Origin of the sequence: Vibrio sp. 10N.261.52.A1 (genome assembly GCF_002876325.1) — a bacterium.
Classification (GTDB): domain Bacteria; phylum Pseudomonadota; class Gammaproteobacteria; order Enterobacterales; family Vibrionaceae; genus Vibrio; species Vibrio chagasii.
The window spans coordinates 1-17,673 of the sequence record NZ_MCYD01000170.1; the positions used below are offsets into that span (position 1 = coordinate 1).

The following is a 17,673-nucleotide window of genomic DNA, read 5'->3' on the forward strand; positions in this document are numbered from 1 at the left end:
GGAGTCGATGATCTTGTAACCTTCAGGTGCAGCAGGCAGGTTGATTGCCGTACCACGAATATTGGTGAGGCTAGAGATCTCTTCACCATCAGCAAGGCGGTGTGCCACTTCTACTAGTGCACGTTCTGCGTTACCAAATAGCAGGATGTCCGCTTTTGCATCAAACAGTACAGAGCGACGAACTTTATCCGACCAGTAGTCGTAGTGAGCTACACGACGCAAGCTCGCTTCGATACCACCCAATACTATTGGTGTGCCTTTATAGGCTTCACGACAACGCTGAGAGTAAACCAAAGTTGCACGATCAGGACGCTTACCACCTTCGTTATTTGGCGTGTATGCATCATCGTGACGTAATTTGCGATCAGAGGTATAGCGGTTGATCATGGAGTCCATGTTACCCGCAGTGATGCCGAAGAATAGGTTTGGTTTTCCTAGCTTCATGAAGGCATCTTTATTGTCCCACTTCGGTTGAGCGATGATGCCCACGCGGAAGCCTTGAGCTTCAAGAAGACGGCCGATGATAGCCATACCAAAGCTCGGGTGATCAACATAAGCGTCACCAGTTACAATAATAATATCACAGCTATCCCATCCAAGAGCATCCATCTCCTTTCTACTGGTAGGCAAAAAGGGTGCTGTTCCGTAGCACTCGGCCCAGTATTTTTTGTGTTCGTGAATAGGAGTGATATCGCTGTACATATTTCGACCTCTGATTTTTGAGGCGGGAATTATAGCGGCATGCGCCCTGACTAGCCAGAAGAACATGCCCCTGTTAGTTTTGGTGTCTTTCGTCATTTTGCTGATAAAAACGACAAAAGAGCCAACCAACAGCATAGTTGAAGCCTTGAATAACGTCGCTAATTTGTGATTTTGATTAGTGTTCGCAGCAGTTTTTGATATTATTCGCGAAAATAAGTCTAGATAAGTAGATCCACAATGGTCGAAACATTATTACTGCAATTTGCTCCAATGTTATTAGGAGCTCAACTGATCTTAACTCTGATCCTGGTAAAGGGTGATATTTGCCCCGGGCAACGTGGTCGTATCCACAAAATGCTACCAGCGATTGGCGTACTTTGGTTAGCCGTGGCTTCAGTCAAGGTCGAAGCGTTTCTTGTCGTGTTCGCAATCTTTTATTTCTATTCTCAAGTTCAGACGAAGAAAACACGTGACTCGGGCCCGATTTGGGTGATGTATTTAGCGTGTGGTTTAGCGCTGTCTTATGTTGCTATCCAAGCATTTGAGCAACCAACGGTGGTCGGCATTATTGCAACATTATTGCTGGTGGTTTTGTTAGGTGCGGCGTTTGCTCATCTATTGCTGACTATCGCAAGAACGCGCTTACAAGCGTTTCACCGTGTTTTGCCAGTTGTAGGTGTATTAACAGGAATGTTGGTAGTACTAGCGACGGTTGTGAACGTTTACTCACTTTCTGAAGCTCAGTTAGAGCCTGTTATCTCAGCATTGTTGTTCAGCTTCGCACTGCTTATCTCTTCAATCGTGGTGTGGTGTTGGCACCTACTGTTTGTTAAAACGCCAGAGAAGGTGCAACTTACGGTGTCACTACTGATGTTGTTAGCCGCTCTCGTTGGCCTAACACCAATTTGGGTACTGTAAGTATTTCTGTGAGTAAAGAAGTGTGATCTGTTTTTTAGCGTGGGGCGATTAAGCGTTCTAAACTTAATTCTAGTCAGAGTGTTCGTAAGGAGTACGAGATGGATTTAAGTAACGTCAAAAGCCTAGATAGTATTATCTTGCTGGGAATAGTGAATGAAAAACTGCGCTTAGAGTGCGACAGTTTTGAAGAACTGATTAGCATGTATGAAATGGATATAGAAAGTGTCGTAGGTAAGCTAGACATGCTCGGCTATCAATACGATCCACTGACGAACCAATTTAAATCATACGCAAGATAATCTATGTTTCGCGAATGAACAGGTATCGCTAAATCAATGCTGCGGAATCTAAAAAGTCACAGGTAATCTGTGACTTTTTTGTTTTTGTACTTTTGTATAGCTCTAATAGTTTATATAGCTAAACAACTTCAATTCCATCCAGGTGGCTCTTACTCTGCTGCCTTGCCGTGCTGAAGAATGCTTGCAGGTAACGCTTGTCTTTCTCTGAATTTCTCACCGCAGCAAACAGTCTTCTTGAAAGTCCTTTACCCAGCGGCTTACTAGCAATCAACCCTTGTCTTGAAAACTCACTGATTGCCCAGTTTGGTAAGGCTGCAACTCCTAACCCGGCTGATACCATTTGCACTAACATCAAGGTGTTGTCTGCTTGCTTCCATTTCTTCGGTTCAATACCTGCAGGTTGCAAGAAGTGTTTCACCACATCTAAACGCTGTTTTTGAACCGGGTAAGATAGCATTGTGAGATCGCTAAGATCTTGTGGATCAATGCTTGGCTTTTCAGCCAAAGGTGAGTTAATCGCCGTGATCAAACGCATCTCGAAATCGAAAAGTGGCTCATAGTGGATCTCAGAGCGAGGTTGAATATCTGAGGTGATCACCAGATCCAACTCGCCAGCCATTAACGCAGGTAGGGGCTCAAAGCCAAAACCGGACGAGAAATCGAGAGTCACGCTTGGCCAAGCAACTTGATACTCTTTCAAAGCAGGCATTAACCATTGAAAACAAGAGTGACACTCGATCGCCATATGCAGGCGACCATTCACGTCCTCTTTCAGACTCGCGAGTTCATTCTCTGCTTTGGCGATTCTTGGTTGAATCTCATCAGCGAGTTTTAGCAAGATCTCACCCTCTGAGGTGAACTTTACTGGCCGAGTTTTGCGTAGGAACAACTGCCCACCAATACGCGCCTCTAGGTCCTTCAATTGATGAGAAAGCGCCGACTGAGTCAGGTGAAGAGAGGTCGCTGTTGCGGTGAGTGAACCGCTATCTCTCAAGGTCGTCAATGTTCGCAGATGTTTAAGCTCTATCATGAGTATTCCTCATATTCCCTAAGCTAATTCAATATTTCTTAATAATCACCCTACGGGGTTTTTTATCATTTGTAAACGTCTAGATGTCCAGATGGATTTAACTATATTCATCTCTGACTCGCTGATGATGAATATTTTTAATAAACAAGATGAATATTTGGACGTTGTTCAGCGATTCGATTCGGTAGATAGTTTAGCCATCCAGACACCTTTAATGAAAGCAAGAACACAATAGGCAATCTGAAAAGATACTAACAATTATTGAATAAGGAACAGGTTCATGACGACAACAACGCATATTCTTGGCTACCCACGTATCGGTGAAAAGCGCGAACTGAAATTCACACTCGAAAAATACTGGCGTGGTGAAATCAACCAATCAGAACTCAAACAGCTAGGTAGCGAGCTGAGAAATCGTAACTGGAATGTACAAGCTAATGCGAATCTTAGCTTTGCAACTGCGGGTGACTTCGCATGGTACGACCATGTACTGACAACGACTTTACTTTTAGGGCACGTCCCCACGCGTCATGCTGGAGGTAGCGAAGAGGAGAAAGCTTTCCCTGATTTAGATACCTTGTTCCGAGTGGGGCGCGGGCAATCACAAGTTGAAGCCGCTTGTTGTGGTGGGAAATATGCTTCTGAAGGCACAAAAGACAGCGCTGCAGCGTCAGACATGACTAAGTGGTTCAATACCAACTATCACTACATCGTTCCTGAGTTCAGTAAAGATGATTCATTTGAGGTGAGCTGGCCTCAATTGTTTGATGAAGTGAATGAAGCCGTTCAAGCAGGGCATAAGGTGAAACCTGTGCTTCTTGGTCCACTTTCTTATTTGTACTTAGGGAAAGAGGTGGAAGAGGGATTTGAGCGCTTAACCCTATTGCCTCGCTTGTTAACAGCCTATCAAGCGATTTTGGCTAAGCTAGCCAAGTTGGGCGTTGAGTGGGTTCAAATCGATGAGCCAATTCTTGCCCTCGAGCTTGAAAAACAATGGGCCGATTCATTTAAACTGGCTTATCAAGTCATTCAAGGTGATGTGAAACTGTTATTGACTACGTACTTCGATTCGGTGACAGACACCTTAGATAAAATCGTCAAACTGCCTGTTAACGGATTGCATATTGATTTGGCTGCAGCGCCACAGCAGCTCGATGAAGTCGTGAGTCAATTACCGGAAGAGTGGGTGCTGTCTGCTGGCATCATTAATGGACGCAATGTCTGGCGAGCGGACTTGGCTACTCAGCTTGAGTTGCTGCGACCAGTGAAAGAGAGGCTAGGCGATAAGCTGTGGGTCGCAAGTTCATGTTCGCTGCTTCATAGTCCCGTTGATTTAGATCTAGAAGATTCACTCAGCGAAGAAGTGAAGAGCTGGTTTGCTTTTGCTAAACAAAAAGTCACAGAGGTTAGCTTGTTGGGGGCGGCGCTAGACGGCGATCAAAATGCCATTTTAGCGTGCGAGACTTATAGCCAGCCGATTGTGGCTCGCAAGAGTGCAACCCACGTTAATAAGCCACAGGTACAGGCTCGCCTCAACACGATTACTAAAGCACTAGCTGACCGTAGTGCTCCTTACCCAGAGCGAGCAGCACATCAGTCGGAAGTTTTAGGTTTACCGTTGTTACCAACCACAACGATAGGTTCGTTCCCACAGACCTGCGAGATCCGTGTTCAACGTAGCGCTTATCGCACTGGAAAGTTAAGCGAAGCGGAATACACGACCGCACTAAAAGGTCATATTGCCGATGCGGTGAAGCGCCAAGAAGCACTCGATTTGGATGTGTTGGTACACGGTGAAGCCGAACGTAACGACATGGTGGAGTACTTTGCAGAGAACCTGGCAGGCTTCCAAACCACTAAGTTTGGTTGGGTACAAAGCTATGGCTCTCGCTGTGTGAAACCGGCTATTGTGGTGGCAGATATCGAGCGTGAGAAACCAATGACGGTCGAGTGGACGACTTATGCTCAATCACTGACATCTAAGCAGATGAAAGGCATGCTGACTGGCCCTGTGACAATTCTGTGTTGGACGTTCCCGCGTGAAGATATCTCGCGTAAAGAAATCACGAATCAGTTAGCGTTTGCATTACGCGATGAGGTGTCTGATTTGCAAGATGCAGGAATCAACATTATCCAAATCGATGAACCAGCTATTCGTGAAGGCCTGCCGATTAAAAAGCGTGACCATGCAGAATATTTAGAATGGGCGGTTGATGCCTTTAAGATTTCAGCGGCAAGTGCTAAACCAGAAACTCAGATTCATACGCACATGTGTTACAGCGAGTTCAATGAAATCATTGATTCAGTGGCCGCATTAGATGCTGATGTGATTACTATTGAGACGTCTCGCTCGAACATGGAACTGCTTAAAGCGTTTGAAGAGTTCAACTACCCGAACGCGATTGGCCCAGGTGTTTATGATATCCATTCACCAAATATCCCATCGCAAGAGTGGATTATTAGCCTGCTTAAGAAGGCGGCGGAAAAAATACCGGCAGAGCGCTTATGGGCAAACCCAGATTGTGGTCTTAAAACTCGCAATTGGGCAGAAACAGAAGCAGCACTGACTAACTTAGTCTCCGCGACTAAGGAATTGCGTAAAGAGTGGGAATCTGTTGAGGCATAATTTAGTCTAGGATTTTGATTGTTTAATAAAACAAAGGCCTCGCAAATGCGAGGCCTTCTAGTTTTATACTTGTTCGAATCTCGAATCTCGAATCTCGAATCTTAATTAGCGCTCTGGCAAGTATCTTTGCTTATCAGCTTCTCAACCATCAGTTGTCCGCGTGTATTGCGAATCTTGATGTTGTAAGCCAAGCCCATATCTAGGTTTGCTCTTACTTCTGAGTTAGTACAGTAGCTATTCACACTCATATCGACAACTTGGTTTAAAGGCTTAGCACCTTTAGCATCTTGGTTGTAGATCATCATGATTTCAATCACGGTGTTTTTTGCTAGTACTCGCATAACAGACAGTGGGCCATACTCAATAGGTAGGCCTGCAGATAGCACGCCAGCACGATGCTGCGCCATCATCTCGAGTTGTCTTTGTTGGTCTTGCTCACTTGAAGCACAGCCTGCAAGCAGGATCGCGGCCAGTGAGCTAATAATCCATTTTTTCACGTTAAAATACTTTCTTGAATGGTTTTACGATGACATTTTGGTAGACACCAGCGTCGATGTACGGATCTGCGTCTGCCCATGCCTGTGCGTCTTCTAAAGAGTTAAACTCAGCGATTACCGTTGAACCTGTGAAACCAGCTTCGCCAGGGTTATCTGAATCAATCGCTGGCATTGGACCCGCTGTTAATAGCCGGCCTTCATCGTGAAGTATTTGTAGGCGTTCTAGATGTTGTGGGCGAACACTGAGGCGTTTTTCTAATGAATTTTCGACATCTTGAGAGAAAATCACGTACCACATATTGGCATATCCTTATTTTACTTCACTGAATTTGGGAGATTATAAAATAGCTATCTTGCTAATTTACGCGAACTAATTGGTATTGGAAGAGCTAATGATAAGAAATTGTGAATTGGTGCGAGAGACTTGTATGGTCTTTAGCGATTTCATTTGCTGAAACTAAAGACCACAGATACGTATGACTTAGTGAAAAGTACTATTTCTTGATGGTTCGAGGCTTGCCACTTTCATCAACGGCTACGTAGTTGAACGTTGCACCACATACCTTGTAGCGGTCGCCAATGCCGTGATCCAGGACCGGCTTAACCCAGACTTCTAGGTCGATATTCATCGAGCTACGGCCAATCTTTGTGCAGTCACCATAAACGCACACCACATCACCAACGGATACGGGCTGCTTGAATTCAATGCTCGAAACCGACACGGTAACTATCTTGCCGTTAGAGATCTCTTTGGCCAAGATGCCGCCGGCTAGGTCGAGCTGAGACATTATCCAACCACCGAAGATTTGACCTGCTGCATTGGTATCAGAAGGCATCGCTAATGTGCGAAGAAGTAGGGAACCAATTGGGTTCAAAGTTGATTGAATCGTCATTGTTGTACTCTTGGTGGTATTGATTATCAAAATAAAAACAGAAGTGTTGGTTGGTGAAGCGCATTTGCAAACGAGCGCAATGAACAACAGAGATCAGATAGCCAATAATTTAGTGCGATTTACATTAAATAATAGGCTTTATTTTGACCAGTCTCCGCAACACAAAAAAGCCAACGGCCAATGATCACGAGTATCATTGGCCGCTAGGTATAGCATATTGACAAGAATTGTAACAAAAACGGAATGAGGACTCACCCCTTGGGGTTACTTCTCGTCAGTATTTTTATCAGTTAGTTCTTGCTGCTCTTTTTGAAGTTGTTCTTTTGGTAAATGCTTATAGATGTAGACGCCAGTAAGCAGCGTAAATAGTAATGTTGCTATTAGCAGGCCAAACACCTTGAAGTTAACCCACACATCTAATGGTAGGTTAAAAGCTACATACACGTTGATGATTGCGCAAATAGTGAAGAAGAATGTCCATGCCCAGTTGATCTTGCCCCATACCGCATCCGGAAGTGTAACCTCTTTGCCCAACATGCCCTTAATCGCAGGTTTCCCCATTAGATGGCTTGCGGTTAGGCCAATAGCAAATAAGGCATAAACGATAGTGACTTTCCATTTAATGAAGTTGTCGTCGTGCAAGAATATGGTCATTCCACCAAATACCGCGACCATCAGAAACGTTATCACCTGCATTTTTTCTACTTTTTTGTAGATGAAGTACGTCAAAACGATTTGAAGTGCAGAAGCGACAATCAATGCCCCAGTAGCCGTATAGATGTCGTACATCTTGTAAAGCGCGAAGAAAATGATGAGAGGGATGAAATCAAGAATTTGTTTCATATGGACTGAATATCCGGTTAGTTGAGTTACCGACAGTCTAACCAAAATTGCCTCGATGCAAAACAGCTCGAGACAATTGGCTACTAAACTGATTGGAGCTGGCAGAATTTCAACGCATCGATGACGTTTGGTAGCGAGGAATCAGCTTCTTGATATCTTCTAAATAACCTTCGCTTTTCAGATTGTCTAAAGTGTTCTCTAGCTCTTGTTCACTCATCGCGAAGCAGGTGGATTTTCCTGTCGTTAGATCAAGGTACTCGTGATATTCACGCTCAGTAAAGTGGCCAACTCTGTCCATTAACAAGGTTTTAATCCCGTGGTGAATCAAGCCGTAATACGTGTGTCTTTGTAAGGTCATAGCCTATCCTCCGTGACAAGCTGCAATGATGAGAAGTGATGCAACCTGCTGTATATTGGTTGGGTTATCTATGACAAAGCAATTCAAATGCCATTTTGTCTAGTATTCCTGAACATTTTCCGTGTCGGATTGAAATAATCATTCTTTCAATCAGTTAAATGAAAGTGCTCTCTGCTGTCACTGAGACAATACGTAGCTATTGAATAATAGTTCTATTTTGAGAGGCAATTTTCTCCTTCAATTTGAGAATTAATGTGCTGTTGTTGAGTCAAACTGATTCGTTCCCATATCGAAAAGCGTTTGTTTTATGGGTGTTAGGCTTGGTAATTAGACTATCGAGATTTGATTCATGCGCCAGCTGGAGAGTTTCAATTTGAGAAATTAATGAAGGTCGGAGAGTTTTTATATCGGTATGCGAAAACTCTTGCTGGTTCGGTGTGTGGTTAGCTTATTAAACAGTATCCATATTTTGTTTAACGCTACTTGCTGAATGGCTGTGAACTTGACGTTATAAAGTACGCTGCTGCTATAACGTCAGGTTTATCATGTACCGTATCTTTTTCTTTCAGTTATTTTCTTTGATTACATTGGTGTTTTTCGCATCACAAAAAGCACAAGCTGATGAATCAATTCAACTGGGAATTCAAATCTCAGATTTTGCTCCTTATGCTCAATCACAACAAGGAGAGGTTTCGGGTTTATTGCCGGACTTAGTTGATTTCTACGTGAAAGATGGACTCGATGGTGTGGAGTTTGTTGGTTACCAGTCACCGTCTGAACTCAACAATATGCTAAAAACGGGTGACGTGGACGCCATCATCACGGCAGAGCAAAATGTTTCAAGTGGTGGCGTTATCTACTCGAAACCGATTTTGTCGAGCCGAATGATCAGTTTGAGCAGTGAACCTATTGAGAGTCATTTGCTCATGAAAGGGCGTAAGCTTGCTTACTTTGAAAACTCGAGTAATGCATCGTCTGTGAAGTCCTTACTTCCGTTTTCTTCATTTGAATCATACTCATCATATCAGGATGCGATAGCCGCTGTTGCGCGTGAGAAAGTGCTCGCAATTGTGGATGATGGCGTGTTGTTACACAGTAAGCTGATGAATAGCCCCTATGACGCATCACTGTCTGTGAATTTGCATGATGGCTTGCCTCTGAATAACTACGTTATTGCTTTACTTGATACTCCTGAGAATAGGAAGCTATTGAACATCATCAATACTTCAATTAACCAAGATAAGCCAAATCAAATCGTTAATATCCATAAGAAATGGTTAAACGAAATACAAAGACGTTTACTTTTGGTTGTTAGCAAAAATAAGTTGTTATTGACGGAAAAAGAGCAGCAATACCTATCATTGAATCCCAATATTTATGTGTCCTACATTCGAGATTCAAAACCTATTTCATTCGTGAACAGCGAAGGGCAGCCTGATGGTATCTCTATCGATATCTTGAATGAGATCTCTCGACTTACGGGGCTAAACTTCATTTTTGAAAATGACTTTGGTATCGAAGGGAACGATTTACATACGGTTTCTCTACCGCTGATCCATACCAAAGCGACTCCCTTTGCTGGTGTGGATGATCGTCACCTTTACTCGAAACCTTTTATGGTTGAGCCGTGGGCGCTGATTGGTAAAAGCGACAGTAACAAGGTCGATGTGTTTGGTGAGCTTTCTCAGAACGCTATTATCGGTACTACTGACGATAGCGTTGGTTCCCAATTGGCTAAGCGTTATTGCGAAGCTTGCCCAATAAAAAAGTATGACTCGGTTGAGCAAGTGTTAGAGGCGGTTGATAAAGGGCAAGTTGACTCTGCAATGCTCTCTTTATATCTCGCATCACCGCTTCTTCAAGGACAGTATTCAGGGTACTTGCGAGTAATTAGCCTGCTTTCTAAAGACAATGATGTGCCAGTTGCATATAGCGTGGAAGCTAACCAAGAGATATTAGGTAACATCATCAATAAGGCGCTTTTTGCGATTCCACATCATAAATTCCAGCAGATTAAAAAGAATTGGTTAGATGTTTCTTACGAATCTGGAGTTGACACGAAAGATGTGATTTTGGGTGCTGCCATTCTTATTTCTGTCGCATCCGTTCTTATCATGGCGATCATGGCATGGAGCTGGAAATTAAGCCGTGAGGTTGAGGAGCGCAAGCGTGCTGAGTCTGCGTTGAAGCATCAAGTCGAGTTCGAGCGTTCACTACTTAACGCAATGCCATTTCCAATTGTGGTACGTGATCTAGATAACCAACTTGTGAGTTTCAACAGTGTGGCTAGGGCGCTTAAGGATTTTGACTTAATAGAAGAAGCAATCATTAATAATCCAGACGAAGACACCATGATCCACAAAGGGAATGTTTTGCCTCGTTTGGAAAAAGAGGTGGTCTCTCCATTTGGCAGTAAGCATTACGCATACTGGAAGTGCCCGTACATTTCCAATGGAAGTATCGAAGGTTCAGTAACTATTCTCGATGATTTGACTGAATTGTATGAAGCGAAAAAAATCGCCAAAAGTGCGGATGACCGCGTCCAAAAACTCGCGAACAATTTACACGGTGCGGTGATACAACATATCCAGCCTAAGCGAAGCTTACACGATATCGAGTTCGTATTTATCAGTAATGGAATTGAAGAACTTCTTGGGCTCACGCCTTCTCAACTACGCCGATCTCCAACGAGCTTCTTTGCGCCGTTAAATGCGAAAGATCGCCGTACTCTGATTCGAAAAATACGTTGTGGCAATAAAGATGGAAAGTTGAGCCTGGATATTGGCGTCAATATCGAAAATCAGAATCGTTGGCTTAACCTACAAAGCAAAATATCCGATCGTGGTGATTATTACGAATGGGATTCTGTACTGACGGATATTACCGAGCTAAAGCAGCAGCAAGAAGAGCTCACTCAGGCAAGGCAGAGTGCGATTGCAGCAACAGAAGCGAAATCGAGATTTCTAGCCAACATGAGTCATGAGATCCGAACGCCTCTTGGTGGCATTGTGAGTTTGCTAGAGCTTTCCGAGCAATATGAAGTGGGTCATGAAGTACAAAAGATTCATACAACGTTAAGCCAGTCCGCTAATAACTTATTGCACATCGTTAACGACATCCTTGATTTTTCGAAGATTGAGGCGGGTAAGCTGACTTTGGATTACCAACCCGCAAGCCTTGATACCTTGACTCTTAGGGTGACTCAACTGCAGGCAAGACAGGCGCATGCCAAAGGGTTGCAATTCAAGTTCTGGCTAGACCCTGAATTAAAAGATTCGGTACTGATGGACGACATCCGTCTCGGGCAAGTACTGAACAACCTGTTGAGCAATGCGATTAAATTTACTGAGCATGGAACCGTTGGCTTAACGACGAAGTTAGTCAGTCAAAACGATGGCCAGCAACAAGTCTGTTTTGAAGTTTTCGATAGCGGAATCGGCATTAGCGAAGAGCATATTCGAAATCTATTTAGACCGTTCGTGCAGGCCGATGAAGGTACCACGAGAAAGTACGGTGGCTCGGGTCTTGGGTTGACTATCTCAAAGCAATTGATAGAGCAAATGGGCGGGACGCTGAACGTGACAAGTAAGGTGAACTTAGGCTCAACATTTACTATCTCGGTACCTCTGACATCACTTGATGATAACCAGTATCAAGATATGACAGGTAAAGTCGCTTTGCTCACCAAAACCTTCATGCAGCATCAAGAGTTGGAGAGCTACCTGACATCTTGGGGTATTAAGGTGATTACAAAAAGCGTTCAAACCACGAAAGAGTTAGCACATTGGGTAGAGACCATTAAGCCTGGTTTTGTGTTCGTACCTCATGAGCTTGCTCAGGCTATTAATACTCCTGATGAGAACGTGAATTTTATCTGTCTAAGCGAACAAGGGATGCTTTCGCCTGCACCTTGTAAGTTAGGTTGGAATTTATCGGCAAACCCATTACTCCCTTCACAGCTAAGACATTGCTTGAGCAATAATCCAACCTTTATCGAAGAAATAGTAAAGGAAGAAAACAACTTACGATTAAGCACCGAATCACGCGAATCGGCGATGGAAAATAATAGGCTGATACTGATTGCGGAAGATCACCCAATCAACCAACAGATCATTATTAAGCAGATAGAGCAGCTAGGTTTTCATGCCGATATGGTGGACAACGGTAGAGAAGCGCTAGCGGCGCTCGATAAGCAGGACTATGGCTTACTTATCACTGACTGTCATATGCCTGAGGTGGATGGCTATGAGTTGACGAAACAGATTCGTTCGAAAGAGCAAAGTCAGAATATACCTCGATTGCCTATCATTGCACTGACAGCAAACGCCGTTAAGGGGGAAAATGACAAATGTTTTGAGATTGGCATGGATGACTTTTTGTCTAAACCTACCAAGCTTAAAGTGATTGGTGACACGATCAATAAGCATCTTATGAAAGGCACACCGGTTGTTAGTCAGTTAACAACCAACGATGCGAGCGTTGAACCTAGCCTTGCGCCTATTGATATTCAAAACCTAATGGAGTTATTTGGAGATCAGGACCTTATCGATCAAATCATCAAGGATTTTATTCAGAGTCACTGCTCAGACTTGCCTTTGTTACTCGCTGCATGTGAGAGCGAGAGCCTAGATGAGATCAAACAAGTTGCCCATAAAATGAAAGGTGCAGCGAAGATGGTTGGCAGTACTGAGATGGCAGACCAACTGCAACAGCTAGAAGACGCCTCTGCAAACCAAAGAGGTGGATACTTAGAGTATTTCCATGAAGTGGAGCGACTAACGCAGAAGTTACAAAGCTTCTACACCACGTATGCTCAATAGGCTGAGGGAACACTATGGATCAAAATATTGTTGTAATCGAAGACCACCCCTTTCAGTTGAATGTCATGACCATGGTATTGAACAGCTTGAGTGTCGGTAAGGTTCATTCTTTCGAGTGTGGGTGTAAGGCGTTAGACCACATTGAACAGTCTTCGGTCGACCTAATATTGTGTGACCTTAATATGCCAATGATAGATGGGATCGAATTGCTAAAACGGTTAGCTAATTTGAACTTCAAGGGCAACATCATCATAACGAGTGCTGAAAACCAAACCGTGCTCGATGCCGCTAGTAAAATGTGTAAGGCATTTAATCTCAATTTATTGGGTGTGTTAGAAAAGCCGATTGATCGTGCGCGGCTACTGGAGTTGGTAAGTAGGGATACTAAAAAACCAGAGTCGGCTTCAAGTTCAAATCGAGATATCGTGATCACTGATGAGGACATCGTAAAGGCTGTCGAGAACCATGAGATGGTTTTGCACTATCAACCCATCGTCTGTATTCACACGGGAGAATGGAAGGAGAGTGAATCTTTGATTCGTTGGCAGCATCCTCACTATGGTGTCCTTAGTCCATTTTTCTTTTTGACGCGTCTCATTGATTCAGGGTTAATGCTAAATGTTTTGAAGCAGTTACTCGAGCAAGCGATTAACGATCAACGCTTCCTATGCAGCCGAAGGTTTGTCTTGAACTTAACAGCGAAAGATATGATCGACGGTGAAATTGTCGATCATATCTTTAAGCTTATCGATAACGGTAGGTTAGATGTTGAACAGATTAAACTGGAGTTAACGGAATCCGATCTCGTTGAAAGTGTTGCGCTTGCTTTAGCATCTACAACAAGAATCTGTATGCGTGGTATTCCGCTCGCGATTGACGATTTCGGAACGGGTTACTCCTCATTGAAACAACTCGAGGATCTGCCATTTTCTGCATTAAAACTGGATATCGACTTCGTTAAAAACATCCAGCAAAGCCGCTCTAGTCGAGCAATTGTGAGAGCTTCACTTTACCTCGCTCAATTATTGGATTTAACGACTGTCGCAGAGGGTATTGAAGATATATCAATTTGGAAAGATATACGTTCAATGAGTAATAAAGACACACTAGCTCAAGGGTATTTTATTGCACGTCCGATGCCAGCTGATCAACTGCCTGAGTGGAAAAGTAGCTGGGAAAAGAAAATAACTGAGTTCAATTTACTGGCGTAGGGGTAATAGGGGATCCATTTAAACATAAAGTGATATTTGTTTAGTGAATGTGTTCACCGATAAAAGTGAACTGGCGGTAACATAATTATCAATTTGCGCTAATTCAATAGAACCTTATGCTACTGTCTCGTTATATCAATATAAAAGTACAATTCGTCGTTCTTTTATCTATTATCTCGCTCAGTTTAGCGGCGATAATAACCATCAATGTTTTTATTCACCGCGATAATAGCCAACGACTAACTCAGTTAGAAATAAGTTATTACCCTGCATTAGAGCACGCCACTAAAATTCACTCGCTGTTGCCAAATGTTCAACAGCAGTTCGAAGCCGCTGTGATCATGGAAGATGAGCAGGCTCTCGATTATGCGCGCCAAATATCTTCTGAACTTCAAGTTGAAGCAAGTAAAGGGGCCAATGTTTTACCTTCACAGGCGCAAGCATTTAACAAGGTGTCGAGCTCGCTAAAAAAGTACACGGACTCCGCGTACGCGTTAAGTCTAGATTTTATTAACTTGAATGACTCCTTCGCGAATCTTACAGCAAGATCGAATACGCTCACTGCTGAATATGATTCGTTACTCGCGGCAAGTGAAATGCTGCGCTCGTCAGCGAGTCAAAATGTCGTAAATACCATATTGCACTCAGAGAATGCCGCAAACGACGCTGCTCAGCAGTCAATCTGGCTTGGCGTTTTCTTTGTCTTGTCTGTCTTTATCGTGGGCTATGCGATTTTCAAATCTGTCATCAGTTCAATTCTGCTCGTCACTGAGAAAATGCAAGCGATCGCAACGGGAGATGGTGATTTAACCGTTCGTATCGATTATTCCGGCAAAGATGAAATAGCAACCCTAGTACAAAGCGTTAACCAGTTCATTGAGAAGCTTCAAGGGATCATTGCAAGCACGTTGAGCATTGGGCAGGAGCTTGAGGTTGTGAGCGACAAAATCCGCAGTGAATCCAATCAAACCTTAGCGTTGAACAGCACCCAACGTGACCACATCGAAGAAGTGACTGACGCAGTTAACAATATTATTGCCCTTATTGAACAAGTGGTTGGCTTTGCATCACATGCCGATTCACAAGCTCAAAAGGCCAATGCCAGTGCTCAAACGGGTACCCAAGTCGTTTTGAAAACAAGCCAAGAGATCGAAGAGCTTGCCACCAATATTCGCGATACCGCCGGAAAATTAAAAGAGCTCGACCAAAATGCCAGCAATGTGGGTTCAATCCTCAGCACGATTCAAAGCGTTGCCGAGCAAACCAATCTGCTGGCCCTAAACGCGGCGATTGAAGCAGCTCGCGCTGGAGAGCATGGGCGCGGCTTCGCGGTCGTTTCTGATGAGGTACGTGTACTCGCTAATAATACTCAACAATCAGCAACCGAGATTAATGCCTTACTCGGTGAGCTTAAGTCGGGTTCGAATGCGGCGGTAGGTGCAATGGACCAAGGTCTCGCCAGCTCTTCTCAAGCGGTTGGGGATGCACAAAACGCCGGTGATTACCTATTAGAAATTAGCGGACAGGTCGAAGAAATTACTGAGCTGAACCGTCAGATAGCGAGTACGACAGAGCATCAAGCTCGCGCTTCAAAACAAATTCATACCCATATGGATGATTTTAGGCAGTGCTCTCACCAAGTGTCTCAGTCTACCGATCAACTAGAAGCTCTGAGCCACCAATTGAGTGGCATCGTGACAGAGCTGAGTAAATCAACATCACAATTCAAAGTATAACGGAGAACAATAATGACTAACTCCCCATTTCGCTTATTGCCTGTAGCAGTGGCGCTTGCGGCATCTTTTGCTGCACATGCTTCAGATGAGCAAAAATTGGCTGAGCTAGAGAAAAAGGTCGCTATCCTTGAAGCGAAAGAGCAAAGCTCAATTGCTGATAAATTTAGTTTCAATGGTTTTGCATCTTTGAACATGCAACTAGGTAATCAAAACCACGGCTTCATGAAGTCGGAGAATAAAGTACGTTTTGATGAAGGTTCTTTGTTTGGTTTACAAGGTGAGTTCGAAGTTAATGAGTCAACTTCAGCCGTTGTTCAAATGGTTGCTCGTGGTAATAAAAAAGAGAACTGGTCTCCAGATATTGAGTGGGCATTCTTAAGCCACAAAGTGACGCCGAACTTAACGGTACGTGGTGGTAAATTACGTTTACCACTGTTCATGTACTCTGATTATCTAGAAGTGGGTTACGCACAAGTTGGTGTACGAGTACCTAATGAAGTGTACGGCTCAGTAGTGCTTACCTCTCTAACGGGCGGTGACTTCATTTATGATGTAGAGCTAGATGACAGTACTCTTTCATTCCAAGGCTTTGCCGGTTCACAGAAATTGTCGGCATCAAAACATAGCTACAATGCTGATACACAGTTTGATGACATTGCTGGTGGTGTAGTTAACTGGACTGATGATACTTGGACGCTACGTGCTGTGTACGCACAGTCTGTGATCAGCTCTTCAACTAACTGGAATGTAAACAGCAAGCCTGTATTGAATTCAACGTTTGACGACGAGAAAGCGAAGTTTTACGGTGTTGGTGGTCGATACGAAAACGGCAACCTAATGCTGGTTTCAGAAGTGACACGCACAACCGTTGAAGGGTTCTACTACGATGTGGATGCAGCATACCTAACAGCTGCATACCGTCTAGATGAAGTAACGCCATATATTACCGTGTCACACATGGAAACGCAGGACGATGACGAGCGAAATGCAGAAGCAAACCGTCAGCTTGCAAATGTACTTCAAAACCCAACCAGTGCGTCTGCGAAATACGCATACGGTTCAGCAAAAGCATTGGCTGATAAGCTAAACACACAGCGCACAACATACAGCATTGGTGCTCGTTGGGACTTCCTACCGAATATTGCGCTAAAAGGTGATATTAGTTACCTAACTGGCTTTGGTTCAACGAATGGTGGTGTAGCGTCGGAATATAAGAACGACGATAACATTTTGTACACTGTAAAAGTTGATGCGGTATTTTAAGGAAGAGAATCATGTTGAAAAAAACATTAGTAGCCGCTGCTCTTCTTAGCAGTATGAACGCATTCGCTGGCCTAGTTGTAGTTGGCAACCCTGCTATGTCTGAGCTTGATGCTTCAACGGTTAAGAAGTTGTACTTAGGAAAAGCGAAGTCACTACAAATTGAAGCGGTTGATTTGGAAGACGGACACCCAAAGAAAGGTGAATTTCACCAAGCTATCACCCAAAAAACCGAAGCGCAGTTGCAAGCATACTGGGCAAAACGCGTATTCACGGGTAAAGGTCAACCACCTAAGGCTGTTGGTCAGGAAAGCCTAGCAAAAGACATGGTTGCTAGCTCGACAAATACGATTGCTTATATCGATGAATCTTTAGTCGATAGTTCAGTTAAAGTGATTTTAAAACTTTAATTTTATATGTGGCGCTCAATATGAGCGCCACTCTTACATTGGCTTACGTTTAAGCTGATCGTCCTTACAT

The 17,673-nt window shown here is 43.7% G+C and carries 14 protein-coding genes and 1 pseudogene; 8 read left to right on the top strand and 7 right to left on the bottom strand.

Going from position 1 to position 17,673, the window contains the following annotated elements; genetic code table 11:
- A pseudogene (locus BCT81_RS02305) lies at positions 1 to 702 on the bottom strand (YgiQ family radical SAM protein); the annotation flags it as partial.
- A 237-nt stretch (positions 703 to 939) separates the two neighbouring features.
- On the opposite strand from BCT81_RS02305, the gene BCT81_RS02310 reads away from it, so the two are divergent.
- Both BCT81_RS02310 and BCT81_RS02315 read left to right on the top strand, forming a co-directional pair.
- Positions 940 to 1,620: a hypothetical protein gene (locus tag BCT81_RS02310; protein WP_102423132.1), complete on the top strand. Its 681-nt coding sequence runs from the start codon at positions 940 to 942 to the stop codon at positions 1,618 to 1,620.
- Positions 1,621 to 1,718: 98 nt separating this feature from the next.
- Complete coding sequence (locus BCT81_RS02315) at positions 1,719 to 1,919, top strand: DUF4250 domain-containing protein (RefSeq protein ID WP_004741624.1); 201 nt, start codon at positions 1,719 to 1,721, stop codon at positions 1,917 to 1,919.
- Between the two features lie 118 nt (positions 1,920 to 2,037).
- Here BCT81_RS02315 and BCT81_RS02320 read toward each other — a convergent pair whose 3' ends face one another.
- The gene (locus tag BCT81_RS02320) at positions 2,038 to 2,949 is read right to left on the bottom strand and encodes a LysR substrate-binding domain-containing protein (RefSeq protein WP_008219852.1); all 912 of its coding nucleotides are present in this window, start codon (positions 2,947 to 2,949) and stop codon (positions 2,038 to 2,040) included.
- A gap of 280 nt (positions 2,950 to 3,229) precedes the next feature.
- Here BCT81_RS02320 and metE point away from each other — a divergent pair, with 280 nt between their 5' ends.
- A complete protein-coding gene (gene metE / locus BCT81_RS02325; protein WP_102423133.1) occupies positions 3,230 to 5,575 on the top strand; it encodes a 5-methyltetrahydropteroyltriglutamate--homocysteine S-methyltransferase in 2,346 nt (781 codons plus the stop codon).
- Positions 5,576 to 5,676: 101 nt separating this feature from the next.
- Here metE and BCT81_RS02330 read toward each other — a convergent pair whose 3' ends face one another.
- The 5 genes from BCT81_RS02330 to BCT81_RS02350 form a co-directional block, all read right to left on the bottom strand.
- Positions 5,677 to 6,072 (bottom strand): GspS/AspS pilotin family protein, encoded by a 396-nt coding sequence (locus BCT81_RS02330; RefSeq protein ID WP_017069993.1) that lies wholly within the window; start codon positions 6,070 to 6,072, stop codon positions 5,677 to 5,679.
- Position 6,073: 1 nt separating this feature from the next.
- Positions 6,074 to 6,370, bottom strand: coding sequence for a YciI family protein (locus BCT81_RS02335; RefSeq protein WP_102423134.1), 297 nt, complete (start codon positions 6,368 to 6,370; stop codon positions 6,074 to 6,076).
- A gap of 196 nt (positions 6,371 to 6,566) precedes the next feature.
- Positions 6,567 to 6,965 carry an acyl-CoA thioester hydrolase YciA gene (yciA, locus tag BCT81_RS02340; RefSeq protein WP_004741235.1) on the bottom strand — a complete coding sequence of 133 codons (399 nt, stop codon included), beginning with the start codon at positions 6,963 to 6,965 and terminating at the stop codon, positions 6,567 to 6,569.
- Positions 6,966 to 7,229: 264 nt separating this feature from the next.
- Positions 7,230 to 7,808, bottom strand: a complete 579-nt coding sequence (locus BCT81_RS02345; RefSeq protein WP_102423135.1) for a septation protein A — start codon at positions 7,806 to 7,808, stop codon at positions 7,230 to 7,232.
- 109 nt (positions 7,809 to 7,917) lie between these two features.
- Entirely contained in the window at positions 7,918 to 8,166 is a 249-nt protein-coding gene (locus BCT81_RS02350; protein WP_004741237.1) for a hypothetical protein, read from the bottom strand.
- Positions 8,167 to 8,711: 545 nt separating this feature from the next.
- On the opposite strand from BCT81_RS02350, the gene BCT81_RS02355 reads away from it, so the two are divergent.
- From BCT81_RS02355 to BCT81_RS02375, 5 genes are all read left to right on the top strand, one after another.
- Positions 8,712 to 12,986, top strand: a complete 4,275-nt coding sequence (locus BCT81_RS02355; protein ID WP_102423136.1) for a transporter substrate-binding domain-containing protein — start codon at positions 8,712 to 8,714, stop codon at positions 12,984 to 12,986.
- Positions 12,987 to 13,000: 14 nt separating this feature from the next.
- Entirely contained in the window at positions 13,001 to 14,197 is a 1,197-nt protein-coding gene (locus tag BCT81_RS02360; RefSeq protein WP_102423137.1) for an EAL domain-containing response regulator, read from the top strand.
- A gap of 116 nt (positions 14,198 to 14,313) precedes the next feature.
- Positions 14,314 to 15,933, top strand: coding sequence for a methyl-accepting chemotaxis protein (locus tag BCT81_RS02365; protein ID WP_102423138.1), 1,620 nt, complete (start codon positions 14,314 to 14,316; stop codon positions 15,931 to 15,933).
- Positions 15,934 to 15,945: 12 nt separating this feature from the next.
- On the top strand, positions 15,946 to 17,196 hold the full coding sequence (locus BCT81_RS02370; protein WP_102423139.1) for a hypothetical protein: 1,251 nt from the start codon (positions 15,946 to 15,948) through the stop codon (positions 17,194 to 17,196).
- Positions 17,197 to 17,207: 11 nt separating this feature from the next.
- Entirely contained in the window at positions 17,208 to 17,603 is a 396-nt protein-coding gene (locus tag BCT81_RS02375; RefSeq protein ID WP_004741242.1) for a hypothetical protein, read from the top strand.
- The last annotated feature ends 70 nt before the right edge of the window (positions 17,604 to 17,673 follow it).

Bases quoted from the DNA above. Each gene is read 5' to 3' on its own strand.
- BCT81_RS02310 (WP_102423132.1), top strand. From the start codon at position 940: ATGGTCGAAACATTATTACTGCAATTTGCTCCAATGTTATTAGGAGCT.
- BCT81_RS02315 (WP_004741624.1), top strand. From the start codon at position 1,719: ATGGATTTAAGTAACGTCAAAAGCCTAGATAGTATTATCTTGCTGGGA.
- BCT81_RS02320 (WP_008219852.1), bottom strand. From the start codon at position 2,949: ATGATAGAGCTTAAACATCTGCGAACATTGACGACCTTGAGAGATAGC.
- metE (WP_102423133.1), top strand. From the start codon at position 3,230: ATGACGACAACAACGCATATTCTTGGCTACCCACGTATCGGTGAAAAG.
- BCT81_RS02335 (WP_102423134.1), bottom strand. From the start codon at position 6,370: ATGTGGTACGTGATTTTCTCTCAAGATGTCGAAAATTCATTAGAAAAA.
- yciA (WP_004741235.1), bottom strand. From the start codon at position 6,965: ATGACGATTCAATCAACTTTGAACCCAATTGGTTCCCTACTTCTTCGC.
- BCT81_RS02345 (WP_102423135.1), bottom strand. From the start codon at position 7,808: ATGAAACAAATTCTTGATTTCATCCCTCTCATCATTTTCTTCGCGCTT.
- BCT81_RS02350 (WP_004741237.1), bottom strand. From the start codon at position 8,166: ATGACCTTACAAAGACACACGTATTACGGCTTGATTCACCACGGGATT.
- BCT81_RS02355 (WP_102423136.1), top strand. From the start codon at position 8,712: ATGTACCGTATCTTTTTCTTTCAGTTATTTTCTTTGATTACATTGGTG.
- BCT81_RS02360 (WP_102423137.1), top strand. From the start codon at position 13,001: ATGGATCAAAATATTGTTGTAATCGAAGACCACCCCTTTCAGTTGAAT.
- BCT81_RS02365 (WP_102423138.1), top strand. From the start codon at position 14,314: ATGCTACTGTCTCGTTATATCAATATAAAAGTACAATTCGTCGTTCTT.
- BCT81_RS02370 (WP_102423139.1), top strand. From the start codon at position 15,946: ATGACTAACTCCCCATTTCGCTTATTGCCTGTAGCAGTGGCGCTTGCG.
- BCT81_RS02375 (WP_004741242.1), top strand. From the start codon at position 17,208: ATGTTGAAAAAAACATTAGTAGCCGCTGCTCTTCTTAGCAGTATGAAC.